Genomic DNA, 25,850 nt, shown 5'->3' with positions numbered 1-25,850 from the left:
ATTGAATTTAAAAATTCAGGATGACTCTGTCTCCCAGCCGCTTTGCCATGATGCTTTTTACTTTGTTCAATTCGTTGTAGCGCTCCATGATGCTGTTACACTGGGTTTCATCATTGGCTATGGCAGGGTTCTGTAACGCAAATAGGGTATGCTTCAATTCTTCGCAGACGATGGCATATTTGAAGTTTATCATTAACCGTGGAATTAGCTCATAGAGGCGTTCTTCGTCCGTTACCATTTGTTCTATCTGTGATTTCCTTAACTGATAGCGGTTGCTGATAAGCTCCACACTCAGCTTGCTGATGACGGGGTCGGGATGCGCCACAAAATACCGTTCGGCGGTAAAACCCTCATTGTGGATACGTTCGGCAGCCTCTGTCAGGATTTGCCGGTGAAGCGGATTGTGGAAGGCAAGTTCGTCTTCTTTTAAATCATTGACTATATATTCAGTTACAGTGATAGGGGTTTCCTGCCCCTCTTCATTGGTGACATTGCACATCACCCGCTCACCATAGAGCACTACCATCTTCAGAATAAGTCGTTCGTATTTATAGAACTCCTGGCCCTCCTTGCCCTCCTGCGGGATGAAGGATACATATTCTTCCTCGGGTGGAAAAGGTGGAGGTGTTTCGGAAGGGAGACCGGCAGGCAGTGATTGGGACGGATAGCCAGCTTGTTGTGCGTCGGGGTTGGTAGCTGCAGTATGACTGCCATTGACCCCCGTTTCTGCATTGGCTCTTGCGGCATTGGCCGACCGACGCTCACGTTCTGCTCGCTCAGCTTGTTGCTCGGCTTGCTTTTCGCGACGCTTGGCAACCTCAGAAACCAGCAGTTTATCTTCTACGTGCAATAATTGGGCGCACTCCTTGATATAGACATCACGCACAATGGCTTCGGGAATGATGGAAATGCTCTGCACAAGGTTTCCGATAAGCTCGGCACGCTTGATGGGGTCTTTTCCAGCATCTTCCAGCAACAGATTGGTTTTGAAGCGGATAAAGTCCGTTTCATTCTCTTGTATGAAGGCCTGGAACTCCGTCGCATTGTGTTTGCGTGCAAAGGAGTCCGGGTCGTCACCATCGGGCAGGAGGCAGACTTTGACGTTCATGCCTTCTTCCAGCAACATATCAATACCTCGGATAGAGGCCTTTATACCGGCAGCGTCACCGTCGTAGAGCACTGTCATATTGTTGGTGAAACGATGAATCATCCGGATTTGTCCGGATGTCAATGCTGTGCCCGAAGAGGCAACCACATTCTCTATGCCCGATTGGTGCATGGAAATGACGTCTGTATAACCTTCGACCAGAAAACAACGGTCTTGTTTCACAATGGCTTGTTTGGCAAAATATATGCCGTACAGTTCATTGCTTTTATGGTAAATCTCCGATTCAGGCGAGTTGACGTACTTCACCTTGACGCCTTTGGTGGCGCCGGCAAGCACACGTCCCCCAAAAGCCACCACCTTGCCGGAGAGAGTGTGTACCGGAAAGATGACGCGCCCCCAGAAGCGGTCTCGCAGTCGGTGGTCGTCCGTCTCGTAGCAGAGGCCGGTCTTGACAAGATAATCCTTTTTATAGCCTTTCTTCAAAGCTTCCTGGGCAAGGGCATCGTGGCTCTCGGTACAATAGCCCAACTGGAACTTCTCGATGATGTCATCCCGGAAGCCGCGGCTGCGGAAATAGGCCATGCCGATACTCCGTCCGTCTACGTGGTTCTTTAGGATATTCTGGAAGTAGTCACGGGCAAAGTTGTTCACAATGAAGAGGCTTTCCCGTTCACCCTGTGCTATCTTCTCCTCGCTGGATAGTTCGCGTTCTTTGATTTCAATGCCGTATTTTTTTGCGAGATATTTCAGCGCCTCGGGATAAGACATCTGTTCGTGCTCCATGATGAAATGCACTGCATTTCCTCCTTTTCCGCAGGCAAAACACTTGCAGAGCCCTTTGGCGGGGGATACATAGAAGGAAGGGGTTTTGTCATCGTGGAAAGGGCACAGACCTACATAGTTCACACCGCGTTTGCGCAGGGTGACAAAGTCTGATACGACATCGTATATCTGTGCGGCATCAAGTATGCGGTCTATGGTGGGTTGGTCTATCATTGTCTCTTTTCTAACTTGTGCAAAAGTACATGATATTTCTTGGATAATCAAAAAATATCATATAGGAAAGAGCAGACCGGAACTCTACATCATCATAAAATTCCCGTGGATTGTATAGTCGAGTTTTTCTTTCAATCTTTGTATGTCAACCGGCTTGGACATATATCCGTTAAAGCCATTCTGCATAATCTTTTCTTTGTCCGAAGCAAAGGAGTATGCCGTTACTGCAATGATAGGTACCGTTTTGGATACTTTACGTATTTCGCGAGTAGCTTCATATCCATCCATTTTAGGCATATTGATGTCCATGATGACCACATGCGGATGAAACTTCTGATGGAGTTCCACGGCTTCCTCCCCATCCCAAGCATGAACCAACTCATAATCTTTCTGTAGGATAGACTTGAACAGCATATAGTTGCTTTCGTTGTCCTCTGCTATCAGGATTATAGGCTTTTCCTTGCTTCTCTCGTTCAGAAGAGGCATTAAAGTTAGATTATTTTCCTTTTGGGCCTCTTTCGGTTTATAAGGTATTGTAAACCAGAAAGTACTTCCTTTACCTTCTCCTTCGGATTCTACTCCGATGCGTCCTTTCATTTTTGTGACAATGTTTTTGCATATTGAGAGCCCTAATCCCGTTCCTTGTATAAAGGTGTTTACTTTGGTAAACCGTTCAAATATTTTCTTCTGATTCTCTAGTGATATGCCTATGCCCGTATCTTTTACGTAGAAATAGAGTTCTTCTCCACGGATTTTGTATCCAAACATAATCTCACCTTTCTCTGTGAATTTTGCAGCGTTGACCAGCAGGTTGATGAGGACTTGAGAGAGACGGTTATGTTCTGTCTGTACATAACAAACTGGTACTTCAGGAACGAATTGTAGGGCAACACCTGTTTGCAGTCTGCCTCGTACAGTGTTTTCCACATCTTTTGCCAACTGATTTAAGTCGACATTCTGATAATTGAATTCCAGTGTATTTGCTTCTATTTTTGAAAGATCCAGGATGTTACTTACCAGTTGCAATAGCAACTGGTTGTTGGTTTCTATGATACTGATGAACTCTTTGCGTTCGGTTTCGTTTTCGGTTGCAGTCAGCAGGCTGGAGAATCCTACGATGGCATTCAAGGGGGTACGTATCTCGTGGCTCATATTGGCTAGAAATGCAGATTTCAGCCGGTCGGATTCTTGGGCTTTTTCTCGTGCTCGGATAAGCGCTTCTTCTTGCCTCTTGCGTTCTGTTATCAGTAAAAGGGAGCCGACAAGCGATATTGGATAGCCGTTCTTGTCGCGCTGGTCAATTACTGCGTTGGTTTCCATCCAATCTGTTATTTTTCGCCCTTCTACTTCGGTGATGATACGATATTCTTCTTTGATATGCTGCAACTTGCCTGAAATGAGATTTTCATGTACATGGTGCATACGTTCGAAGTCTTCCGGGTGTATCTTTCGGAAATATTCTGACGCCTTGATAATATCTACTTGGACTGTAGAGTTCTTCTCCTTTGTAAAGTTCATGTGGTCTAATATCTTTTGTGCTTCGCAATAAATCAGACCCTCCTTTAAATCCCAGCGCCATGGTATGATGCGTGCTATGCCCAATGTCATTTCCAGTTTTTTATTAATCTCTCGCAATGTGTTTTCGGCATCTTTGCGCGCTGTAATATCTACGGCAAAGACATCCAAAGTGTGTTTTTGGGATGCCGGGCAAAGAATGAATTCGTAAAAGCTGTTTGTTTGTTTGAAGTAATGAGTAAATGTTACCGTTTGCTTTTCTTGGAATACCATTTCCATGAAATGTGTCAGGTGCTCTATTTGGGAGAAGGCATTTTTCTGTGAACCATCGGTAGTTGGCGTAAACTGGTCGTTGAAAATAATATTGCCGCATCGATAGCTCATATCTGCTATCTGTCCCGTTTTGTCGAAGAAAACCTCTATTTGAGTATAAGATATCGGCATATTACGTAAAAGGGTATCATGGGCACTTAGCAAGGTGATTTTCTTTTGCTGGAACCGGTAAATGACTAAAGCTATGATAAGTAGTGAGAGTATCAACACTACTCCGCAAATAATCCACCATTGATACTTCTGCCAGAATGTAAGCGGTTTATTGATGAATACCGAGTCTTTAGGACAGAGTGTGGTGTCCAGACCGTCCATCTGCAGTTGCTGGTAGTTGATGAAGGGATAGGATTTCTTGCTATATGTAAATGGGATATTCCGTGCATCCTCTCCTGCAAATATCTGTTTGAGGGCTGAAGAAAGCGCGTTTTGCACTTCCATGCGGTCATAGAAATATCCTCCCGCAAACCCCTCTTTACCCACATAGGCATTCCTTAATGCAAATACGGGTTGAGGCGATGATGCAACTAACTGAAAGTCTCCACTGATGAGTGTAGGAAAACCGAGTAGATTCTTACGCTCGTAAAACCATGTGGAAAATAGCATACCCGTCTCCGGTTCATCATTTAGCAGATATGCCTGTAATTCGTTTTGGTTTCTTTCATTACCTATTAAGCGTTCATAGTGGAGGTTTGGATACTTTGACGTTATATAGGCATGAATAAGCCGGTCCAAGTCTTGGTTATGATAGAGTTCATCTGCTGCGAATACAATCGTTTTCATTTTTGGCAGCATCTGTACCATCATGTCGATGGTCTCTTTGTACATATACGGCGTTTCGATAAAAGTAAAGTTGTATTGCGGCTGCAGGTCAACCAGAGGAGATGTGATGGCATTGGAAATGTGTATAGGACGTCCGGTGAAATAATATTCCCGTGGAGCATACGTGTCTTCGTTGCCGATCAATACTATTGGAATATTTCCCCACTCACTCAAAATACGTTCCCTTAAAGTAAAAGCCATGTTGCCGAGAAGTACAAGATAATCGGGTTTCTTATCCTGGAAACGTTCGAAAATGCCATTCTCCATCCGGATATACAATGAGTCATTACGAATGAACGTCCCGTTCATGTGTACTACATCGGCTGTGATGTCCTCTATAGGAGATGTTTGCAGCAGGATGGGAGTTATAAGTTCTTGGCTCCAGGGTGCGCTTTCATTGTACGAGTTTATAATAAGTAATCTGCGGTGTTTGCCGACTATGGTTGCTGTGGCAAAAGCCGAACTTAAATATAAAAAAAGGAAACATAAATTGATTATGCATCTTTTATCTAGAAAAATTTTCATAACCTGATTTTTCAAGTAGTATATTGTCTAATGGCAATTTAATTGCCACGTGTTATTTATACAAAAATAATACAAATGCATTTTAATCGTAAAATATAGTTGCTAAAATTAAAAATAATTAACGGCGTCTTTTTATTCTATACACTGGAAGTTTAATGTAATTATTATTTTATATATCTGTTTTGTGTTGTCTAGCAAGTGAGTACAAGGGTGAGAGGAGATAGAAAAGGAAGTTGGCAGATTGTAATAAAAAGATAAAAAGGATATTTTCATCTTGAAAAAAGTGATATTTTTGCACCCGCTTTTGAAAATGGTACCGGAGACATTTTTTTGTCTTTTAGTGTCAACTGTTAGGATTTCCGGTGATTCATGCACCTCTTCAAAGGGCTACTTCGACGGATAGCCTGAGGTGGTGACTGTCTTTTTCATCCGGGGTGTTTAGTTGGGATAAAAGTGTGTACCTTGGCATCGAGGCACACACTTGTTGATTGTTTATCTAATCTTTTCCCTGATTTTAGTCAGATACTTCTTCATGCCTTCTGCATCCTTATTGCTGATGATTTCCAGCAGGTTCTTCAGTTCCAGGCGGATGTTCTCCACTTGTGAGGGGGTGCGCGGATTGAAGAGAATTTCCTGGAGCAGGTAGTCGTCTTCACTCAGCAGGCCTTTGGCAATGGCCATGTGCTTTTTGAAGGTGGTGCCCGGAGCTTCCTGGTGTTTCATTACCGCTGCAAACACGAAAGTGGATACAAACGGAATGGATAAGGAGTATGCCACAGTCTCATCATGCTCGTCGAAGGTATATTCAAAGATGTTCAGCTTCATGGTCTGGTAGAGGTCCTTGAAGAAGATTTTCCCCAAGTGGTCGCCTTCGCTGATGATGATGGCATTCTCCGTATTCAGATTGTTGAGGCTGGCAAAAGTGGGACCGAACATAGGATGCGTCGACACGTAGCGGAAGCCGCTTTCATCGTAGAATTTCTTCAATCCGGTCTTTACCGAAGCGATGTCGCTGATAATGCAGTCTTTGGGCAGTACCGGCAGCACTTGGCGGAAAGCGTCCAGCGTGTATTTCACCGTAACGGCATTGATGACCAGCTCCGGCTCGAAGTCCTTGATTTCTTCCAGTGTGGTGAAGCGGTAGGTGTTGTAGACAAAACGCAGTTGGTGCGGATTGACGTCGAACACAGCCGTCTCGTGCTGGAAACTCAGGATGTCTGTGAAGAAAGAGCCCATTTTCCCGGCTCCAAGTATTAATATTCTCATGATGTTTAATGTGCCAATTACTTATTTATAATTTCCATCTGCTGTCTTACACTCTCTTCGTGTATCGCCTCAAATACCTTTTTGATGAATTCAGCATCCATGCCACACAATGCGCCTTGCGAGCCGCGTTTCTCGAGGATTTCGTTGTAGCGTCCGGTTTGCAGGATGGTCATGTCATGCTCTTTTTTGTATGTACCGATTTCACGTGCCACACGCATCCGTTTGGCCAGCTCCTGAATAAGATTGTTGTCGCATTCGTCTATCTGCTTGCGCAATTCGCTGAGGTTCTCGGTGCTTTGTGTTTCCTTGCGGATGACCAGCAGGTTGAGGATGTAATCCAGCACATCCGGGGTGACTTGCTGGGCTGCATCGCTCCAGGCACAGTCCGGGTTGCAGTGGCTCTCGATAATCAGTCCGTTGAAGCCCAAATCCATAGCTTGCTGGCAGAGTGGAGCAACCAGTTCGCGCTTTCCACCTATGTGGCTGGGGTCACAGATAATAGGAAGGTTGGGAATTCGGCGGCGCAGCTCAATGGGGATATGCCATTGGGGCAAGTTACGGTAGAGCTTTTTGTCATAGCTGCTGAATCCGCGATGGATGGCACCCAGACGTTTCAAGCCTGCATTGTTGATACGTTCCAAAGCTCCAATCCACAGCTCCAGGTCAGGATTTACCGGATTCTTCACCAGTACCGGGATATCTACGCCTTTCAGTGCATCGGCAATTTCCTGTACGGCGAAAGGATTGGCGGTGGTACGTGCACCTACCCAAAGAAGGTCAATTCCAGCCTTCAGGCATTCGTATACATGTTTGGCGGTAGCTACTTCTGTTGAAACGTACATGCCGGTTTCTTTCTTTACCTCCTTCAGCCATGCAAGGCCGTCTACGCCTACTCCTTCGAAGCCGCCCGGTTTGGTGCGCGGTTTCCAGATGCCGGCACGGAATAGCTTGAGGCCTTTGTCTGCCAATTGTTTGGCGGTGCTCATTACTTGTTCTTCGGTTTCGGCACTGCAGGGGCCGGCTATTACCATAGGGCGTTTGTCTTCAACACCAGGTAATGTGATAGGTTCTAATTCGAGTTCCATATTCTTTATTTGTTTAATAATATTCTTTAATTATGCTTTTTCTTCCTTGTGACGTTTCCTCCTTTTCAGAAGACTTTCTGAGCAAGGTCCCGGAGATTTAGTAAAACGTCGGAGAAGATTTACTAAATCGTTCCTCCCGTTTTAGTAAATCTCCGGTGGAGTTTTAGTAAACGGGATTCCGGCTTTAGGGTGTTCATCTCTTACTTGTAAGCATTTATTTCATGTCCTTGATACGCTTCAATGCTTCTGCCAGTTTATTGTCCTTACAGCAGAGGGAGATGCGGATATACCGTTTCCCGTTACTTCCGAAGATAAACCCGGGAGTAATGAACACTCTGGCTTTATGCAGCACGTGTTCAGTCAGTTCTTCCACGTCTGTACAGCTGTCGGGGATTTTGCCCCAGAGGAACATGCCTACCTGGTTTTCGTCGTAGGTGCAACCCAAGGTATGCATAATTTCTCCTGCCAACTGACGGCGGTTGCGGTAATTCGCGTTGTTGCCGTCATACCAGTCTTGCTCTGCTTCCAGGGCAGTGGCGGCTGCCAGTTGCATGGCACGGAACATACCGCTGTCGATGTTGCTTTTTACTTTCAATATCCATTGCACGAAGTCGGCATTCGAGGCAAGCATGCCGATACGCCAGCCCGGCATGTTGTGGCTTTTGCTCATGGAATTGAATTCTATGCAGCACTCTTTGGCACCCGGAATGCTGAGGATGCTGATAGGATGTTCGTTCAGGATGAAACTGTAGGGGTTGTCGTTTACGATGACGATGTCCTTGCGGCGTGCGAAGTCCACCAGTTTCCGGTACAGTTCCGGTGTTGCGTTCGCCCCGGTGGGCATATTGGGATAGTTGGTCCACATCAGTTTTACACGGCTCATGTCCATCCGTTCCAGTTCGTCGAAGTCGGGCATCCAGCCGTTTTCTTCTTTCAAGTTATAGTTCACGACCTCGGCACCCAGAATCTTGCTTAATGAAGTATAGGTGGGATAGCCGGGATTGGGAACCAATACTTGTTCACCGGGGTTGACAAAGGCCAGCGTCACGTGCAGGATGCCTTCTTTGGAGCCGATGAGCGGTTGTATCTCTGTGTTGGGATTCAATGCTACACCGTACCATTTTTGGTACCAGTCCGCAAAACCGCGGCGCAGTTCGGGGATACCTACGTAGGGCATGTAACCATGTCCGTCCGGATTGCAGGCAGCTTCGCAAAGTGTCCGGATTGTCTTTTCGGAAGGCGGCATGTCGGGGCTTCCGATTCCCAGGCTGATGACATCCATTCCTTCGGCATTCATTTGTGCCACTTCTTTCAGCTTCTTCGAGAAGTAGTATTCGCTTACGCTTGCCAGGCGGTCGGCAGGCTTTATTCTACACGTTTGATTTTCCATCTTCATATTCTCCTAATATTTTCAGCTCTTTGGTCAGCGGTGTGATGGCCGCAATGGATTGTTTATATCTCAGTACATTGTCGAAGACGACATCTACGTAAAACTGGTATTCCCATTCACGCCCGATGATGGGCAGTGATTGTATCTTGGTCAGGTTGATGCGGTAGAAAGACAAAATAGACAATACTTGGGAAAGGCTTCCTTCAGTATGGGGAAGTGTGAATACCATGCTTGCCTTGTTGACGTCCTTGCTGCGATGCCGGTTCAGTTCATCTACTTGCCAAGGGTCGGCTACGACCAGGAAACGGGTGAAGTTATGTTTGTTGGTTTCGATACCTTCCTGCAGGACCTTCATGCCATAACGCTCTGCAGCAGCTTTGGAGCAGATAGCTGCATGGCCTTTCAGATGTTCCTGTTGGATGATTTCGGCACTGCGGGCGGTATCTTCGCCTTCCACCACTTTGATTCCGGGGTGTTGTCCCAGGAATTCACGGCATTGCATCAGGGCGATAGGGTGGGAGTTGACTTCGGTAATATCATCCCAGTCTTCATCGGGCAGGCAGACAAAACTATGGGAAATACGCAGCTTGTACTCGCCGACAATCTGTGCGCCACTTTGGCGTAATAGCTCATTGTTATGCAGCAAACTACCTGCAATGGTGTTTTCTATCGCCAGCATTCCTATGGTCTGACTGTCTTTTTTGATGGCACCGAACACGTCTTCAAAGTTGGCGCAACAGATTAACTCTATTTCTTCTCCTTCGAAGTACTTGTGTGCGGCGATGTCGTGATACGAGCCTAATGTTCCTTGAATGGCTACCTTTTTCATTATTTTTATTTTCTTGGTTATGCTATAAAAAAAATCCCGCTTCCATACGATGGAGCGGGATTCTGTATATTTACTTGTTTCTCTATTCAGTCCTTAAGCATCACTGTCACTTGATACATACAAACTCCCGCTCTACTTTCTGGCTAAAGTAAAAGTAAAAAAAGAAGTAATATGCATAAGTAAATGACTTCATACTTGTATTCTCTGTTTTTGAATTACGTGACAAAAGTAATGCTTTTCTTTTATATACAAACAAAAAACAATGTTTTTTTTAGGGATAGTAGCAATTTAACTTATTTCCCTTTAACTTGTACAATGACTTGAACCGGACGATGGTCGGATGAAATGGTGTCTTCTATGACTTTCCGGTATTGTACGTCATACCGATACCCATTCTTGGAATAGCCGTAGATGTAGTCTATACATCGGTTGGGACGGTCTGCCGGGAAAGTATAAGAGGTTGTGTCATTGAGGGTGGAAAAATGTTTTGCCAATTCCAGCTGGGGAGCGCTTGCTGGTGCGGAGTTCATGTCGCCTGCCATAAAGATGGGCTTATCGACGTTTTGCAAGGCTTTTTCTATCAATGGTACGGCAAGGAGCTGGTCTTCTGGAGTGAGGGACTGGTGTGTGGCACAAAATACATAATCTTTAAATTCTGCAATAATGAGGGTACGTTTTTCTTCCCGTCCGGGCATTGGAATGATTTTGTATTTTATGGGTATCTCTCTGGAGAGGATTCCGATGCCGTAGCTTCCACCCTGAAAAGGAATGGCTGCTGCATAAGTCCCGTGCATTCCGGTCAGTTTTTCTAGTTCTCCGAGAGCATGGATTCCTTTGTTGCGCACCGTTACACTGTCAAGTTCCTGCAGGGCGACTATGTCCGGAGAAGTTTGACTGATAACATTGGCAATGCGTCGGTAATTGTACTCCTTGTCCATACCGATGCAATTATGTACGTTATAGGACAATATGTTCACTTGCTGTGCATGGGCAGGTGCGAACATCAGTACAAAAAGTACTGATAGAAATAAATTTCGTTTCATTGGCGGCAATAATTGAATTTGTTATAATCCTAGGATATTACCGGTACTTCCCCCCGGTTGATTACCATATTGTCCGTTAAAGTTCTGTATCTCTTTAGGATTGAGTTCCAGTCCTTTCTTCATGTCTTCTGCAGAACCTTCCTTGTCGCCGTTCAGCAACTTGGCACGTCCGCGCTCATGATAGGCCTCTGCGAAATTAGGGTTCAGTTCTGTGGCTTCCGTAAAGAGCTCGATGGCTTCTGCCAGCTTGTTTTGGGTGATGTAAAGCTGTCCTAAGTAGAGGAAGGCTTGTTCGTTAAAGGGATTCAACTCCGTCACTTTCTGATAACTACTTTCTGCTTTTTCTTTGTTTCCCGTGGCTTCTTCTATCTTTCCGCGGAGCAAGATGGCACTTTCGTCTTCCGGGTCTTGTGCCAGAATGGTGTCTATGTCTTCCATCGCTTCCTTGTATTGCTGCATTTGGACCAGTGCTTCGGCACGAAGCAGACGTGCTTCGATGAAATCATCTTTCAGTACGATGGCTTTCGTAAGATGAGCGATGCACATGATGCCGTCCCCTTGCCCATTGTCTGCTTTGCCGAGCAGGTAGTGTGCCATGGCGTTGCCCTCTTCTATTTCGATAGCTTTCTTTGCCGCTCCTGCCATGGCGGGATAGTCTTCCTGCATGTAGCATACGTTGGCTAGACTGAGGTAGGTGGAGGTATGTTCCGGCTCTATTTCGGTCATACGTTCCAGCAGTTTGTGTGCCTCGTCCAGTTCGTTGGTCTGGGTGTAGACTTGGGCAAGGTAGCCCATGGTCTCAAAGTCTTCCTGAATGGCAAGGGCTTCAGTGAAGCATTTGATGGCGTAGTCTGTACGGCCCATGCGTTGTGCACGCATACCGTCATACTTGAATATCTCAAAATTCTTCTGCTCGTTTTTTTGTTTCTCATTTGCCGGACTGTCTGACTTGCCGGAGAAAAAAGATTTAAAGAATCCCATAGGTGATTAAAAATTAAAGAATTAAAAATTAAAAAGGAAAAGGAGGGGCATGGCTGATAAGAGATGTTCCTCTCAGCGGCAGGACATTCTTTTCCAACGGCAAAAGTAATGAATTATTTTTTGATTTGAAGCATTCCGTTGACAGCAATTACCTTACCTTCGTCCAACAATTCATGTAACACATCGATGAGCATGTTTTTATCGTCCGGTATCTGTTCTGCCAAAGTGGCTGGAGTTTGTGGTTTATCAGATAGGGCTTGAAGAATCTTTTCAGAAAGTTCCTTTTCCGAAAGGTGGCCGGAAGGTTTCTTGTTCTTCAGATTGATGCAAGTGTCGCACTGCCCGCAGTTATGCTCGTTCTTCTCTCCGAAGTAGTGTAGCAGCATTCGACTACGGCACACGGTATCGCTGCTCACGTAATCCAGCATGGCACTTATGCGTTTCTCATACCGCTCTTTGCGTTCCTCGTACACGGCGGGAGAGATTTGCAGGTGGCGCATTTCAACCCTCTCTCGCGTGTATATTATATATGGTGTCTTTTTGCGGGGGATGTAACTGACGATACGTAGCTTGGCTAGGTGGATGAGCTGTTCATACACTTGCCGGCGTGTGAGTCCAGTGCGTATGGCCAGTGAATCTTCATTGATGAAAGCATGGTCTGTGAAGACCCCGGTATAGGAGCGGAGAATGGTTTGGATGAGTTTGTCCATATCTTCGCCGAGCTCTCTCAGTTTATAAAGTTCGTCTCGACGGATAGTGAACAGTAGCCGGGATGCATTGTCTTGTTCGTCTGTATATTCCAGGTATCCCGCTTGTGTCAGAATCTTCAAGGCACTGTCCACGGGAACGGGGAAGTACTTGAACTTTCGGCAAAAGTCTTCTATATTGAACTCGCGTACACAGCCTTGTCCGTCTCCCATTGCCATCTGGTAATAGTATTGAAGATGCTCATATACTTCCTTTATATACTCTTTTTCAGGAAAGGTGTCGGGAATGCGTTTGTGCAGTGTTGCCTTATCCGACTTGGCGTAAAGGATGACCGCGTAGGCTTTTTGTCCGTCCCTTCCGGCACGTCCTGCTTCCTGGAAGTAGGCTTCTATGGAATCGGGCAGGTCCATGTGGATGACAATCCGTACATCCGGTTTGTCGATACCCATACCGAATGCATTGGTGGCGACCATGACGCGGCTTTCTCCCGTCTGCCAGCGTTGTTGGCGGATGTCTTTGGTGGCGTCATCCAGTCCGGCATGGTAGAAATCTGCGGTGATGTCTTCGTTGTGCAGCAGTTCGGTAATTTCCTTGGTGCGGCGGCGGTTGCGCACATAGATGATGGCGCTTCCGGGCATACGGCGCAGGATGTGCAACAGCTCTCCCGTCTTGTTTTCCGTCTTGCGGACGATATAGGCAAGGTTTTTGCGTTCGAAACTCATGCGGAACACATTTTCCTCACGGAAATGCAGACGGGCCTGGATATCTTTCACTACTTCCGGAGTGGCGGTGGCTGTCAATGCCAGGATGGGTACGCCGGGCAGAAGTTCGCGTATTTCGGCTATCTTCAGATAGGCGGGACGGAAGTCGTAGCCCCATTGCGATATGCAGTGGCTTTCGTCTACCGTAATCATACTGATTTTCATCTTCTGCAGTTTGGTGCGGAAGATTTCAGTATCGAGCCTTTCGGGGGAGATATAGAGGAACTTGAAATTGCCGAATATACAGTTCTCCAGTGTGACGATGATTTCCTGCCTGCTCATGCCTGAGTAGATGGCAAGCGCCTTGATTCCTCGCTTTTTCAGGTTTTGTACCTGGTCTTTCATGAGGGCAATTAACGGAGTGATGACCAGGCAAAGTCCTTCTTTAGCAAGTGCCGGAACTTGGAAAGTGATGGATTTTCCTCCTCCCGTGGGCATTAGTCCCAAAGTGTCCCGTCCCTCGGTAATGCTGTTGATGATATCTTCCTGGATTCCCCGGAAGGTATCGTATCCCCAGTATTGCTTCAGAAGCCTCACCCCCAATCCCTCCCCCATAGGGAGGGGAGTTTTGAAGTTACTACTGCTGCTCATGGTCTTATTGAACTTTCTTGCTACTTCTTATCGTTGAATTGATATTCTTTCCTTCTCTATGCTAATAGTAGTGATTACTTATCTTATAGCATCAACCAATTTTCATCATTTCCTTAATATAAGGAGACTATTCTTATTCCCCTCCCTGTGGGGGAGGGGTTAGGGGAGAGGCTTTCAGTTCGGCTTTATGTCTTCAATCTGCAACTGCACTTCACCCCTCTTATGGGTATTCTCTTCAATGGAATAGCAGATGTCGAAGGAACGTTTGGTCTTGATGAAGCGTACGTGGGAACTTTGCCCGAAAGCGATGCCGTTCATCACATTGTTCGATTTATTATCCACCAGTTCCAGCTTGATATGTTCCTGGTCACGGCCTACGACTTTGCTGGTACCATAATCATAGACATTGTGCGTACAGAAAATGGGTTTGGCATTGTCCGGTCCGAATGGATTGAATTTCTTCAGGTCGCTGAAGAATTTCGGAGTGATGTCTCTGAAATCAATCTCGGCATTGATGTCGATGACGGCGCATGTCTGTTCCGGCAGGATATTTTGTGATACGAACTCTTCGAAGCGTTCGATAAAGGCCGATACATTTTCCACCTTCATGGAAAGACCGGCGGCGTAGGTATGACCTCCGAAGTTTTCCAGAAGGTCGCGGCAGTATTCAATGGCTTTGTAGACATCGAATCCGGAGACGGAACGGGCAGATCCGGTTGCCATGTCATCCGTACGTGTCAGTACTACTGCCGGCCGGTAATAGATTTCCGTCAGCCGGGAGGCTACGATGCCGATGACGCCTTTATGCCAGTCTTCATTGTACAATACGATGGAACGTCGGTCGGCAAGTCCGTCCAGGTCAGCTACAATCTTGTTGGCCTCCTCGGTCATGGTCTTGTCCAGGTCCTTGCGTGTCTCGTTGTATTGGTTGATTTGTCCGGCTTTCTCCAGGGCAAGAGAGAAATCTTTTTCAGTAAGCAGGTCAACAGCTTCTTTCCCGTTCTGGATACGTCCGGAGGCATTGATGCGGGGACCTATTTTGAATACAATGTCACTGACGGTGATGTCCTTGTCCGTCAGTCCGCAGACATCAATGATTGCTTTCAGGCCTACGCTGGGATTACTGTTCAACTGCTTCAAACCGTGGTAGGCGAGAATGCGGTTCTCACCCATGATAGGTACAATATCCGATGCGATACTGACGGCACAGAGGTCCAGTAAAGGGATAAGGTGATGGAACTCGATACCGTTGTTGAGGGCAAATGCCTGCATGAACTTAAAGCCTACACCGCATCCGGACAGATGTTCATAAGGGTAGGTGTTGTCTTCCCGTTTGGCATTCAGAATGGCTACAGCAGGGGGCAGTACATCATCGGGGACATGATGGTCGCAGATGATGAAATCAATGCCTTTCTCCTTGGCGTATGTGATTTCTTCGACGGCTTTGATACCGCAGTCCAATACAATAATCAAGCCTACACCACTCTCTGCGGCATAGTCTACTCCTTGGATTGAAACTCCATACCCCTCATTGTAACGGTCGGGGATATAGTAGTCGATGTTCGAATAGAACTGTTGAATAAACTTGTAGACCAATGCCACAGCCGTGGTACCGTCTACGTCATAATCTCCATAAACAAGAATGCGCTCTTTCTTTCCCATTGCCTTGTTCAGGCGCTCTACGGCTATATCCATATCCTTCATCAGGAATGGGTCGTATAAGTCCGGTAGTTGGGGGCGGAAAAACTTCCGGGCATCCGCTGCCGTTGTTATTCCCCGCTCCACCAGCAATTTTCCCAATATTGGGCTAATTCCCAATTCTTGGGCCAGTTGTTGGCTTGCTTCTGCCTGTTCGGGTGTAATGGGTTGATAATTCCATTTGTGAGTCATTTTATATATTATTTTTTCTTTTTCTATCTCAAGGTGTTGGGGGAGTAGAGGGGGTCAATACGTGCACTTTTCTCCAACAAGGTGTAAAGGTATGAAAAACTCTTGAAACGGAGGTGGATTCTGCGGAAAATCTTTATAAGTATATGTATTCTCCACTAAAAAATCTTTATTTTTGTATCCATTAAAAAATATCGCTATGCTTGTTTTTATCTCTTGTGCAAAGACCATGGCAGCGCGCTACTCTGTTGTCGTGCCCGAAGTCACAGTCCCGAAATTCGAAGCGGAGGCTGTGCGGAATGCGTTGGAAATGTCGCAGTATTCAGTATCCGAATTGGAAAGGCTTCTTCGGGTGAATACCAAAATTGCTGCTGAGAACCGTTTGCGTTTTCATGATTTCTGTTCGGAGGAGAATCGTCCGATGCCAGCTGTTTGCGCCTACACAGGAGCTGTTTTTAAACGCATTCTTCCGAAAGATTTTTCAGCAGAGGATTTTCGTTATGCGCAAGAACATCTGCGTATCACTTCTTTTCTTTATGGGTTGCTTCGCCCGCTGGACGGTATCAAACCCTATCGTTTGGAAGGAGATGTCCGTTTGCCCGAAAAAGGTGGAATATCCATGTTTGATTATTGGAAGCCTTTGTTGACGGATTACTTCATAGAGGAAATTAAAAACTGTGGCGGTGTTCTCATTAATTTGGCAAGTGCTGAAATGAAAGATTTGTTTGACTGGAAGCGGGTGGAGCAAGAGGTGCGCGTCATTACGCCCGAGTTTCAAGTCTGGAAGGACGACCGGCCGAAGACTGTCGTCATCTACGCCAAGATGTGTCGCGGAGAGATGACGCGTTTCATTGTCAAGAACCGTCTGGAGTGTCCTGAGGAGTTGAAATCCTTTTCTTGGGAGGGCTTCGTCTGGGATGAGATACGCAGTACGGAGAATGTATGGCATTTTTCGTCAGGTACATCTGTGTAACCCGTTGGCAGAATTGAACGATGTGGGAAAACCGAGAAACAGAACATTTTCCTATCTGCTCCCTATCTGCTCCCTACCAAGTCCCTACCTGCTCCCTATCAGGTCTCTCTATATATACACGGAGCAGATAGGGGGAAAATAGGACGCAGGTAGGCGGAAAACCGAAAAACAGAACAAAAATGTAATGAAAAGGTACGCTACGTTTAGCTCGGATGTTGCTATATGCCGCTTTGGATGTTTGCGCAAAATGAAGAACTAAATACGTAATTTGGGATGGGAGGAAAGAATGAACCCTCTATATTTGCATACGGTAAACTTAAAAGTAATATACTATGAAGAGAAACGGATTAAGAGCAGTTGTTGCATTGGCTTTGACCATATTTCTATTGAATGCTCCGGTTTGTGCTACAACCTCCGGATTGCAGGATACTTGTGCAGAGGCGGGGGGTGAGACTGTGCTGCAGCCGGAGTGGATGAGGATTCTCCATGATACGCTTCCTATATGTAAGATTTCCATTCCCGGTTCACACGATAGCGGTAGCATCAAAGGAGGGCGTATGTTGAAAACGCAAGCAACAGATATTCCTGCCCAATTGCAACAAGGCATCCGTGCTTTCGATATCCGTTTGGAAAAAAAGGATAATAAATTGGGGGTGTTTCACAGCCATGCCTTTCAGGATATATATTGGGAAGATGATGTTTTACCTGCTTTTATACACTTTCTGCAAACATATCCTTCTGAGACTTTGATTGTTTCCTTGAAAAAGGAAGGAGGAGAATTGCGGGATTATGCTTCTCTGCTGTCCGCTTCTTTAAGCAGCCCTGAGTATCAAAGTTATTTCGTGATAGACTTTCGCCCTGAACTGACGCTGAAAGATTGCCGTGGAAAGATTCTTTTCCTACATAGAGATCATGCTATGGATAATTATCCTGGAGCAGCGTGTGTAGGTTGGGAGGATGACAGTACTTGCCTGCTCACTCTTCGTAATAAAGATGGTAAGGAAGGGGCGGTTCTGCTCGAAGATGAATATCAATATGAATCGGGTGAAGAGGCCGGGCGGAAAGTAGAAACCTGCATCCGCAACCTCGACAATGTATCTGCCGAGCCGGCCTCTTCGCGTCGGTGGGGGATTACTTTCGTAAGTGCTACCGGGCTTCCTTCGGGAACTCCTAAAGCCTTTGCCGATAAGGTGAACAAACCGGTTGCCGACTATTTGAGGAAAGGGGGAAGGCGGATTTGCGGCATTGTCTTCATCGATTTTGTGGGCAAGCCGGACGGAAAGGCATTAGTGGCGTATTTGATAAACAGCAACCGCCTTTGAGAAGAGGCAATGTTTGCGCAAAATGAGGATTAATATGCGCAATTTGCTGTTTTGTCGATTTTCTAATTTCATTAATTTTGTAATTAGAATTAAGAAACCTGTATAATCATATACTATATACTATGAAACTGTCAATAGATTTGGGAGGAACCAATATCCGGATAGCACAAGTGGAACAAGGGAAGTGCCTGAATAAAGAGTCTGTCCCTTGTCCTGCCCAGCAGGATGCCGCAGCGGTGTTAAGCCTGCTTTCCCGTCTTGTCCGTGACATGATGGATGGGCGGGTGGATGGCATCGGTATCGGTGTCCCCTCGATTGTCGATTCCGTGAAGGGGATTGTATATAATGTGGCAAACATAGCTTCCTGGAAAGAGATACATTTGAAGGAGGTCCTGGAGAATGAGTTCGGGCTTCCGGTTGCCGTCAACAATGATTCCAATTGTTTTGCTTTAGGAGAGAACCTGTATGGGGTTGGGAAACCTTATGACAATATGGTGGGCATCACCATCGGGACGGGTATCGGTGCCGGTGTCGTCATTGGCCGCCGCCTGTATGGCGGGCAGTATCTGGGTGCCGGCGAGATAGGTTCGCTGCCTTATCTGGACTCGGACTTTGAGCACTATTGCAGCAGTTTTTTCTTCAGACGCTACAATACTACCGGTGCGGCAGAGGCTGAAAAAGCCCGGCAAGGCGACCCGGCTGCATTGGGGCTTTGGAATGGACTCGGGATGCACTTGGGCAACCTGATGAAAGCGGTCCTTTTCACTTACGCCCCCCAGGCTATCGTTTTGGGTGGAGGAATCGCGGCGGCTTTCCCGTTTTTTAAGGATGCCATGGAGCAGGCTATGCAAAGTTTCCCCTATAAAGTGATATCGGACAAGGTGAAGGTGGAGGTTTCGCAGCAAACGGATTCCAGTCTGCTGGGTGCTTCGGCGCTTTGGGAAAAATGATTTTTGCAACCTTGTAATAACCACGTAATTCTGCCTTCCGACCTTTGTGGCAGAAATATTAGAATCTATATTATAAACTTTAAATTTTAATTGAATGAAACAAGTAAATCTTAGAATCTATCGAACGATTCTGACCCTTTTGGTAGGGCTGTTCTTGTCGGCTGGCGTCTATGCACAGCAGATTTCAGTGAAAGGAACAGTGAAGGATCAGACCGGTGAACCGGTGATTGGTGCCAATGTCCTTGTCAAGGGAACGACGAATGGGGTGATTACGGATGTTGACGGAAAGTTTGCATTACAAACTGCAGAGAAAGATGTTTTGGAAATCAGCTTTCTGGGGTATAAAACTCAGGAGGTAAAGGCCTCGTCGAAGCCCATTACCATAATTTTGCAGGAAGATGCGGAATTGCTTGACGAAGTGGTGGTCATCGGTTATGGAACGAGCCGTAAGGAAGACTTGTCGACCGCGGTCTCTACAGTGAAAATGGATGATAAACTGAAAAGCCGTCCCGCGAATCTGGGTTCTTATTTGCAAGGGCAAATGCCGGGGGTCATGATACAATCCAATGGCGGAGACCCGCTGTCTGATGTTTCCCTGTCTATCCGTGGACGCGGTTCGCGTGGTACGGACGACAGCTATAACAGCGGTGATGGTGTGCTCTATGTGGTCGACGGCGTGCCGGGAGCACCTTTCAATATGGAAGATGTGGAAAGCATCACTGTGCTGAAAGACGCCGCTTCTGCTGCCATTTATGGTGCCAGCGTAGGTTCGGGCGGTGTGGTTGTGGTAACCACCAAGCAGGCTTCCGCAGGCAAGGTGAAGGTGAACATCAACATTTCCAAGAGCTTTAAGAACGCTGTGAACCTGCCTGAAACGCTGACTGCCGAAGAGTATAACAGAATCTGGGCTGACGCTTGTGCCGCTACCGGCGACCCTCTCCACGCTTCCAGAAACCCGGAGATTTTCCCTTATGGCAACGTTACCCGCACGGACTGGATGGATGCCATCTTCCGCACCGGCTCGCTGGAACACTATGCCCTCTCTCTGTCGGGGGGTAGCGATACGATGAAAGGCTTTGCTTCGTTTGCTTACGACGACGACAAGGGTGTGCTCCTCAATACCTACGCCCGCAAGTTCTCTGCCAAGGCTAATCTGGATTTCCAGGTGGCAAAGTGGCTGAAGGTGAGCGAGCGTGTCAGCTATGAATATAAGAACGGACAGGGTAGCGTGGGTACCGGCCACGAAGGTGTGCTCAATCAGGCTGTCTTCTTCCCCCGTTCGGCAAGCGTATACGACTATGACAAGGAGGGCAAGTTGATGATTGACGAAAAAACCGGTAGGCCGCTTTATCACGGTACCATCCCCCGTTGGGCTTCTTCAGAAGGCATCAACAGCCCTTATGGCGAGATGCGCAACCCCGTTGCTATGTTGGAACGTCTCGACCAGATGCGTCCTTCCAACCGCATCTACTCTACAACTTCGCTTGAGTTGAAGCCGCTTTCAGGCCTTACGGTGAAGAGTGACTTTACTGCCGGAATCGACATTCGTACGGAAGACATCTTCAATTGCCGTGTTCCCGAAATCGGTCGCCCCAACTCTGACAACTCCCGCGACAAGACCAATACCTGGAACAGCAAGCTTTTGTGGGAAACTACAGCCACTTATGCCAAGGTGTTTGCCGACAAGCATCACTTCAGTCTCATGGCGGGTTACTCCATGAGCTACGAAAAGTATAAATATGACGCTTACTACACTACCGGCTACGTCAATGAGGATCGTCACTCCATTACCAACGGCCAGGCAGGCGAATGGAGCAAATTCCAGCCGGAGGAAAACATCTGGGAGGAAAGTATGCTGTCGGCATTCGCTCGTTTGGGTTACTCTTACGAAGACCGCTACTTCCTTACTGCCAGTGTGCGTCGCGATGCCACTTCCAAACTCTATAAGGACAATAACTCGGGCGTGTTCCCCGCATTCTCGGCTTCCTGGAAGATTTCTTCCGAAGAGTTCTTCGAACCTTTGAAGAACGTGGTGAACTTGCTGAAAGTCCGCGGAAGCTGGGGGCAGGTAGGTAACGTGGCATTGGTTCCGCGCTACTCTTGGAATGTGCCTCTGAATGAAACCGACTGGGCGATGATTTATGGTAAAGATTTGAACAACATTATATATGGTGGTGTATATGCCGGTTCTATCGGTACGAAAGACTTGAAGTGGGAAACCACCGAGCAGTGGGGCGTAGGTTTGGACATGGGCTTGCTTGACAACAGCCTGAACCTTACTGTGGACTACTTTAACAAACGCACGAAAGACCTTATCGAGGTGGTGCCCGTTCCTTCGGTGGCAGGTATCTCTGTTTCTCCTTACGGCAACGTGGGCGATGTGGTGAACCGTGGTTGGGAATTCGGTTTGAGTTACAGCAAGAAAATAGGTAACGTGACATTCGGTGTAAACGGTAACCTTTCTACCGTTCACAATGAAGTGCTTGACCTGGGCAACCTTGAATTCATGCAACACAATGTGGTAATCAATAGCCTTACCCCATTGCGCTCCGCCGTGGGACATCCTTGGTATTCTTATTACGTGCTGAAGACCGAAGGGATTTTCCAGAGCCAGGAAGAGATAGACAACTTCACTTGGAGAGACCCCGAAACGGGCATCAAGCAAAAAGTGCAACCCAATGCCAAGCCCGGTGACTTCAAGTATGTGGACTTCAACAACGACGGCAAGATTACCGATGAGGACAAGCAATACTTGGGCAGCTATATGCCTAAGATTACTTTCGGCTTTGGCGGCAACTTGCAGTGGAAAGGCATTGACTTCAGCTTCCAATTCCAAGGTGTGGGAAAATCCACCGTTTACAACGGCTTCAAGCAGATGGGTTACACCGGTCGCGGACAGGGTGGCAATATGCTTGCCGACGTGAAGAACTCCTGGGAATATAACAAGACTTCAGGCGTGCCCAGAATCGGCTTGATTTCCGACCCTAACGGAAACTACAACAGCCTGAACGACTTCTTCCTGGAAGATGCCAGCTACCTCCGTCTGAAGAATGTTACCATCGGCTACACATTGCCCGGCAATGTGATGAGAGCCATCGGTCTGCCGGGCAGCACGGCCCGTTTCTATCTGAACGGCGAAAACCTCTTTACGGCTACCGATTATAGCGGTATCGATCCTGAAGTAGGAAACTTCGGTATTGATGGCGGTACATATCCTGTGTCACGTTCTTTCAGCATCGGATTTAACTTTAGTTTCTAAATGAAAATCAAACCTCAAAAACAGTATATTGAAATGAAAAAATATAAAAACATAGCATTGTCGCTCTTGCTGGGCTTTTCGTTGACCGGTTGTAGTGATTTTCTGGAATTCGATCCCTATGGATTGGAGGGAAGTACCAGTTTCTGGAAAACAGAAGAAGATGTGGAAAAGGCATTGAATGCTTTCCATGAGTTCACTTACCAAGAAGGAGTGACGGGGCGCGGATTCATGTGGCTTGAGAATTGTAGCGACAATATGGTGACCGGTCGTTCACAGAGTGAGGCGCAGGCCATCAAGAATTTCCAAATGACCCCGGAAAACGGTCGCGACCAAAAAGACAATTGGCCGTGGATGTACCGCATCATTGCCCGTGCCAACGATGTGTTGCGCAATGTGCCCGACATGTCCATCTCCGGGAGTGTAAAGAACCGCGCCATCGGTCAGGCACGCTTCTACCGTGGTTTCTGCTATTTGTGGCTGGCTCCTTGGTATGGCGACAACGGTGTGAACGGCGGTATTCCTATCGTAACGGAAAAAACGCCGACTGCCGAAATAGACCAACCGCGTCCGACTTCGGTGCTTGCCAACTATGACATGATTATAGAAGACATGCGCGCTGCCGCCGATTTGCTTCCCTATTTGTCCGAAATGGCCAACGAAGACTATGGTCGTCCTCACAAGGCTGCATGCTGGGCATTTGCAGCTCGTGCGGCACTTTACGCTTCGCAGTTCGATGCTAAGTATTACGACACGGTTATCGAGATGTGCGACAAGGTGATGGGCATGACAGGCGCGGATAAACGTGGCCTCTATCCCGACTTTGCCCGTCTGTGGCGCGAAGAGAACAACTTCTGCGAAGAATACATCTTCTCGTTGCTGGGTAATGCAGTGGAAGGTCCTAAATTCCATGGCATGTCGTTTGAGAACGGTGGCTGGGGATTGTATAATACGTGGGGGTACTTCCAGCCTACGCTTGAGCTTTACAACGCTTACGAAGCAGGTGACGAGCGCCGTGACGCTACTATCCTTTATCCGGGCGACCACATCCGGTTTGTGGGACAGGATGTTACATGGGCGGTAGGCTCATGGGCTACATCAAGCACGTCAGGCTTGACCTGGAGAAAATTCATGTCTCCTTGGGAAAACGCCGACTGTATAGGAAAAAAAGTGAATTCCAATATGAACGATGCCAGCAACGTACTGGGCACTTGCCTTATCCGTTATGCCGACATTCTGCTGATGAAGGCAGAAGCCCTTATCTGGAAGAACGGCGAAGGTGATGCCGAGGCCAAGTCTCTGCTGAATCTGATTCGCAAGCGTGCCGGATTGCCTGAAAACAGCCAAGCCACCAAGGTGCAATTGAAGAACGAACGCCGTTGTGAACTTGCATTTGAGTTCCAACCCAGCCGCCACCTTGACCTCGTGAGATGGCACGATGCACAGGAAGCTTATGCCAAGCCGTTGCATGGGGTGAAGACCACTACTAACCCTGACGGCTCATTTAATGTGCAGGAGGTTGAAATCTGGCCTGCACGTACATTCAATCCGAATGTAAACCATGTGTTCCCGATTCCTGCCAAAGAGGTGGCAAACAGCAAGAACTTGAAGCAGAATGTTTATTAATGTTTAAATAAATCAATAAAATGAATACGAGATTTTATCCTTATATCATATTGGTGCTCTTCGTGATGGTCTTTGGGGGATTTTCCTCCAAAGCCAAGGCGCAGGACAACCGGTTTAAAGTGATTACTTTCAATGTCCTGTCCTTCGAACAGGAGGATAAATGGGGGGAGCGTAACTCTTTTGATGTGACTCCTTATTCCGACTTCTTGAAAGATGAAAATGCGGACTTTATCATACTCAATGAGGTGGAGAACAGAAGTTCCCGCCAGATGAGAGATGGAAAATATATAGATAAAGTGCAGGAAATTGCCGATAAGTTGGGTATGTTTGCCATCTATGGCTACTCTTACAACCTGAATAACAAGCAGGGACAAAACCCCGAAGAGAACTATACCTATTGCATGAACGAGCTTTATGGTAACGCCATTTTGAGCAGATACCCTATTATCGCTTCTCGTACAATGCAGCTTCCCCGTCCGGCAGGTTCTTCTGACCAGCGTGGTGCCGTGGTTGCCGAGGTGGCGTTGCCTTCGGGCGACATCATTGCTGTGGTTGCCACTCACTTCGACCATACCGGAGGGCAGCAGGAACAGGCAGAAGCATTGATTGCATTCTTGAACGATACCAAGGTGCCTGCTCTTCTGGCCGGTGACTTGAACGTTTATCCCAGCGCTTCGCCCATAGGGCTTATTGGAACTAAATTTGACCAGGTAGGAAACCATTGGGTAGATTATATCTTTGCTTCCAAAGGCGGCTGGAATAAAATTAGTGAAAAGTCAGTGGATGCAGGAAAGCTTTCTGACCATGATCCGGTAATAGTTGAGGTTGAACTTAAAAAGTAATACGATAACGATATGAAAAAGAATATATTATATACATTCGCCGCACTGGGGTTCTGCTCAGTACTGGCAGGCTCCTGCATCGCAGAGGACCTTGGAGTGGGCAATATCAAGCAGGAAGAGAACGCTAACTCCGACTGGAATAAAACCAGAAGCGTGGAAGTCCACTTTTTGTCGGCACTGAATGACGCCAACATCGGGGAAACCGATGCGATTGTCAATCATATCAACGCGTTGGGCGAGGATTGTTCCATTGGTGTGATAGACCGTGCGGACGTAAGCGGTGGCAGCAATGTGGCCACTCATATCTCTTTTGCCACCAGCCGTTTTCCCGGTTATGCATTGAATAAGGTTGTTAAGAATGGAAATGGCATTGCTACGGAAGGCTCTCTCATCTTGTACAATCACAAGAACAATGCTGAAGAAGGATTCAAGATGAGTAACGATTGCTTCATCAAGTTTATCAGCATTATGTGCAAGAGTATGGTGAAGGAGAACCAGAAGGACATATTGGTGCCTTTCGCTACGGCACGTTTTAGCTCTAAAGAGCAGATAAATGCTGCAAAATCGGCACTGGGAACCGTTGTGGACAGCAGGCACAATGGTGTGTTGATTGGTACTGTGAAAAGCAATCTTGTGGAGGACTTGAAGAGTGTTGCAGAGTCCATTAGCAACGTAAAGTTTAGCCAAGCTGATATTGCAGCCGGAGAATATGCTATCTTTATGGTTGCAGACAAATCGTGGGTTCTTCGTGAGACTACCACAAATTCAGTGTCCGGCAATGTGAAAGATTATTGTCTGGCCATTGAACCGGGTGTGGAATGATAAAATAGACCTCATTGCCATTGGTCTGATCTGCAAGGGTTGGTGTGCGTGGCATATCGGCTCTTGCAGAATTTTTTTATATGGGAAGGTTTTGTTGTCTTTCCTCTGAAGAAAAAAATGATTTCTTTATTATGGCGGTGTAAAAAACTCATGCTTTTTATGTACTTTTGTGTCTGTAAGAGTAGGAAAACATCGTAAACAATAACTTGAAAAACATTCATCTCA

17 protein-coding genes are annotated in these 25,850 nt (G+C 46.8%); 7 read left to right on the top strand and 10 right to left on the bottom strand.

All coding sequences use genetic code 11. The features are described from left to right. Nucleotides 1–7 precede the first annotated feature (7 nt). From dnaG to recJ, 10 genes are all read right to left on the bottom strand, one after another. Entirely contained in the window at nucleotides 8–2,104 is a 2,097-nt protein-coding gene (dnaG, locus tag DW800_RS07900; protein WP_005829986.1) for a DNA primase, read from the bottom strand. Nucleotides 2,105–2,188: 84 nt separating this feature from the next. After that, nucleotides 2,189–5,293, bottom strand: a complete 3,105-nt coding sequence (locus DW800_RS07895) for a response regulator (protein WP_005829988.1) — start codon at nucleotides 5,291–5,293, stop codon at nucleotides 2,189–2,191. 492 nt (nucleotides 5,294–5,785) lie between these two features. Beyond that, on the bottom strand, nucleotides 5,786–6,559 hold the full coding sequence (locus tag DW800_RS07885; protein WP_005829995.1) for a prephenate dehydrogenase: 774 nt from the start codon (nucleotides 6,557–6,559) through the stop codon (nucleotides 5,786–5,788). A 17-nt stretch (nucleotides 6,560–6,576) separates the two neighbouring features. Further along, a complete protein-coding gene (locus DW800_RS07880; RefSeq protein WP_005829998.1) occupies nucleotides 6,577–7,644 on the bottom strand; it encodes a bifunctional 3-deoxy-7-phosphoheptulonate synthase/chorismate mutase type II in 1,068 nt (355 codons plus the stop codon). Between the two features lie 214 nt (nucleotides 7,645–7,858). Then, nucleotides 7,859–9,040, bottom strand: coding sequence for a pyridoxal phosphate-dependent aminotransferase (locus DW800_RS07875; protein ID WP_005830000.1), 1,182 nt, complete (start codon nucleotides 9,038–9,040; stop codon nucleotides 7,859–7,861). Next, a complete protein-coding gene (locus DW800_RS07870; protein ID WP_005830004.1) occupies nucleotides 9,015–9,863 on the bottom strand; it encodes a prephenate dehydratase in 849 nt (282 codons plus the stop codon). Before DW800_RS07870 ends, DW800_RS07875 begins: the two co-directional genes overlap by 26 nt. Nucleotides 9,864–10,156: 293 nt before the next feature. Then, entirely contained in the window at nucleotides 10,157–10,906 is a 750-nt protein-coding gene (locus DW800_RS07865) for an endonuclease/exonuclease/phosphatase family protein (RefSeq protein WP_119957964.1), read from the bottom strand. Nucleotides 10,907–10,927: 21 nt separating this feature from the next. Continuing rightward, on the bottom strand, nucleotides 10,928–11,887 hold the full coding sequence (locus DW800_RS07860) for a tetratricopeptide repeat protein (RefSeq protein ID WP_005833337.1): 960 nt from the start codon (nucleotides 11,885–11,887) through the stop codon (nucleotides 10,928–10,930). A gap of 113 nt (nucleotides 11,888–12,000) precedes the next feature. Continuing rightward, the gene (locus tag DW800_RS07855) at nucleotides 12,001–13,911 is read right to left on the bottom strand and encodes an ATP-dependent DNA helicase RecQ (RefSeq protein WP_009037890.1); all 1,911 of its coding nucleotides are present in this window, start codon (nucleotides 13,909–13,911) and stop codon (nucleotides 12,001–12,003) included. Between the two features lie 210 nt (nucleotides 13,912–14,121). Continuing rightward, nucleotides 14,122–15,837: a single-stranded-DNA-specific exonuclease RecJ gene (gene recJ, locus DW800_RS07850; protein WP_119957963.1), complete on the bottom strand. Its 1,716-nt coding sequence runs from the start codon at nucleotides 15,835–15,837 to the stop codon at nucleotides 14,122–14,124. A 196-nt stretch (nucleotides 15,838–16,033) separates the two neighbouring features. Here recJ and yaaA point away from each other — a divergent pair, with 196 nt between their 5' ends. The 7 genes from yaaA (at nucleotide 16,034) to DW800_RS07815 (ending at nucleotide 25,625) form a co-directional block, all read left to right on the top strand. After that, nucleotides 16,034–16,807: a peroxide stress protein YaaA gene (yaaA, locus tag DW800_RS07845; protein ID WP_119957962.1), complete on the top strand. Its 774-nt coding sequence runs from the start codon at nucleotides 16,034–16,036 to the stop codon at nucleotides 16,805–16,807. Nucleotides 16,808–17,139: 332 nt separating this feature from the next. Next, the gene (locus tag DW800_RS07840) at nucleotides 17,140–18,129 is read left to right on the top strand and encodes a phosphatidylinositol-specific phospholipase C (RefSeq protein WP_119957961.1); all 990 of its coding nucleotides are present in this window, start codon (nucleotides 17,140–17,142) and stop codon (nucleotides 18,127–18,129) included. A 122-nt stretch (nucleotides 18,130–18,251) separates the two neighbouring features. Then, a complete protein-coding gene (locus tag DW800_RS07835) occupies nucleotides 18,252–19,079 on the top strand; it encodes an ROK family protein (protein WP_025834037.1) in 828 nt (275 codons plus the stop codon). 94 nt (nucleotides 19,080–19,173) lie between these two features. Then, nucleotides 19,174–22,338 (top strand): SusC/RagA family TonB-linked outer membrane protein, encoded by a 3,165-nt coding sequence (locus DW800_RS07830; protein ID WP_119957960.1) that lies wholly within the window; start codon nucleotides 19,174–19,176, stop codon nucleotides 22,336–22,338. 33 nt (nucleotides 22,339–22,371) lie between these two features. Continuing rightward, nucleotides 22,372–23,961: a RagB/SusD family nutrient uptake outer membrane protein gene (locus DW800_RS07825; RefSeq protein ID WP_119957982.1), complete on the top strand. Its 1,590-nt coding sequence runs from the start codon at nucleotides 22,372–22,374 to the stop codon at nucleotides 23,959–23,961. A 20-nt stretch (nucleotides 23,962–23,981) separates the two neighbouring features. Next, nucleotides 23,982–24,803, top strand: coding sequence for an endonuclease/exonuclease/phosphatase family protein (locus DW800_RS07820; RefSeq protein WP_025834039.1), 822 nt, complete (start codon nucleotides 23,982–23,984; stop codon nucleotides 24,801–24,803). Between the two features lie 12 nt (nucleotides 24,804–24,815). Beyond that, the gene (locus DW800_RS07815; protein WP_119957959.1) at nucleotides 24,816–25,625 is read left to right on the top strand and encodes a hypothetical protein; all 810 of its coding nucleotides are present in this window, start codon (nucleotides 24,816–24,818) and stop codon (nucleotides 25,623–25,625) included. Nucleotides 25,626–25,850 lie beyond the last annotated feature (225 nt).

The sequence above is a fragment of the Bacteroides sp. AM32-11AC genome (assembly GCF_003603515.1).
GTDB classification, from domain to species: Bacteria; Bacteroidota; Bacteroidia; order Bacteroidales; family Bacteroidaceae; genus Bacteroides; species Bacteroides uniformis.
This window is presented reverse-complemented; position numbering and strand designations above follow the sequence as displayed.

What these genes read in the sequence shown, in the direction of transcription:
- dnaG (WP_005829986.1), bottom strand. Translation starts at nt 2,104, where the DNA reads ATGATAGACCAACCCACCATAGACCGCATACTTGATGCCGCACAGATA.
- DW800_RS07860 (WP_005833337.1), bottom strand. Translation starts at nt 11,887, where the DNA reads ATGGGATTCTTTAAATCTTTTTTCTCCGGCAAGTCAGACAGTCCGGCA.
- DW800_RS07875 (WP_005830000.1), bottom strand. Translation starts at nt 9,040, where the DNA reads ATGAAGATGGAAAATCAAACGTGTAGAATAAAGCCTGCCGACCGCCTG.
- DW800_RS07865 (WP_119957964.1), bottom strand. Translation starts at nt 10,906, where the DNA reads ATGAAACGAAATTTATTTCTATCAGTACTTTTTGTACTGATGTTCGCA.
- DW800_RS07835 (WP_025834037.1), top strand. Translation starts at nt 18,252, where the DNA reads ATGAAACTGTCAATAGATTTGGGAGGAACCAATATCCGGATAGCACAA.
- DW800_RS07885 (WP_005829995.1), bottom strand. Translation starts at nt 6,559, where the DNA reads ATGAGAATATTAATACTTGGAGCCGGGAAAATGGGCTCTTTCTTCACA.
- DW800_RS07840 (WP_119957961.1), top strand. Translation starts at nt 17,140, where the DNA reads ATGAAGAGAAACGGATTAAGAGCAGTTGTTGCATTGGCTTTGACCATA.
- recJ (WP_119957963.1), bottom strand. Translation starts at nt 15,837, where the DNA reads ATGACTCACAAATGGAATTATCAACCCATTACACCCGAACAGGCAGAA.
- DW800_RS07825 (WP_119957982.1), top strand. Translation starts at nt 22,372, where the DNA reads ATGAAAAAATATAAAAACATAGCATTGTCGCTCTTGCTGGGCTTTTCG.
- DW800_RS07855 (WP_009037890.1), bottom strand. Translation starts at nt 13,911, where the DNA reads ATGGGGGAGGGATTGGGGGTGAGGCTTCTGAAGCAATACTGGGGATAC.
- DW800_RS07870 (WP_005830004.1), bottom strand. Translation starts at nt 9,863, where the DNA reads ATGAAAAAGGTAGCCATTCAAGGAACATTAGGCTCGTATCACGACATC.
- yaaA (WP_119957962.1), top strand. Translation starts at nt 16,034, where the DNA reads ATGCTTGTTTTTATCTCTTGTGCAAAGACCATGGCAGCGCGCTACTCT.
- DW800_RS07830 (WP_119957960.1), top strand. Translation starts at nt 19,174, where the DNA reads ATGAAACAAGTAAATCTTAGAATCTATCGAACGATTCTGACCCTTTTG.
- DW800_RS07815 (WP_119957959.1), top strand. Translation starts at nt 24,816, where the DNA reads ATGAAAAAGAATATATTATATACATTCGCCGCACTGGGGTTCTGCTCA.
- DW800_RS07880 (WP_005829998.1), bottom strand. Translation starts at nt 7,644, where the DNA reads ATGGAACTCGAATTAGAACCTATCACATTACCTGGTGTTGAAGACAAA.
- DW800_RS07820 (WP_025834039.1), top strand. Translation starts at nt 23,982, where the DNA reads ATGAATACGAGATTTTATCCTTATATCATATTGGTGCTCTTCGTGATG.
- DW800_RS07895 (WP_005829988.1), bottom strand. Translation starts at nt 5,293, where the DNA reads ATGAAAATTTTTCTAGATAAAAGATGCATAATCAATTTATGTTTCCTT.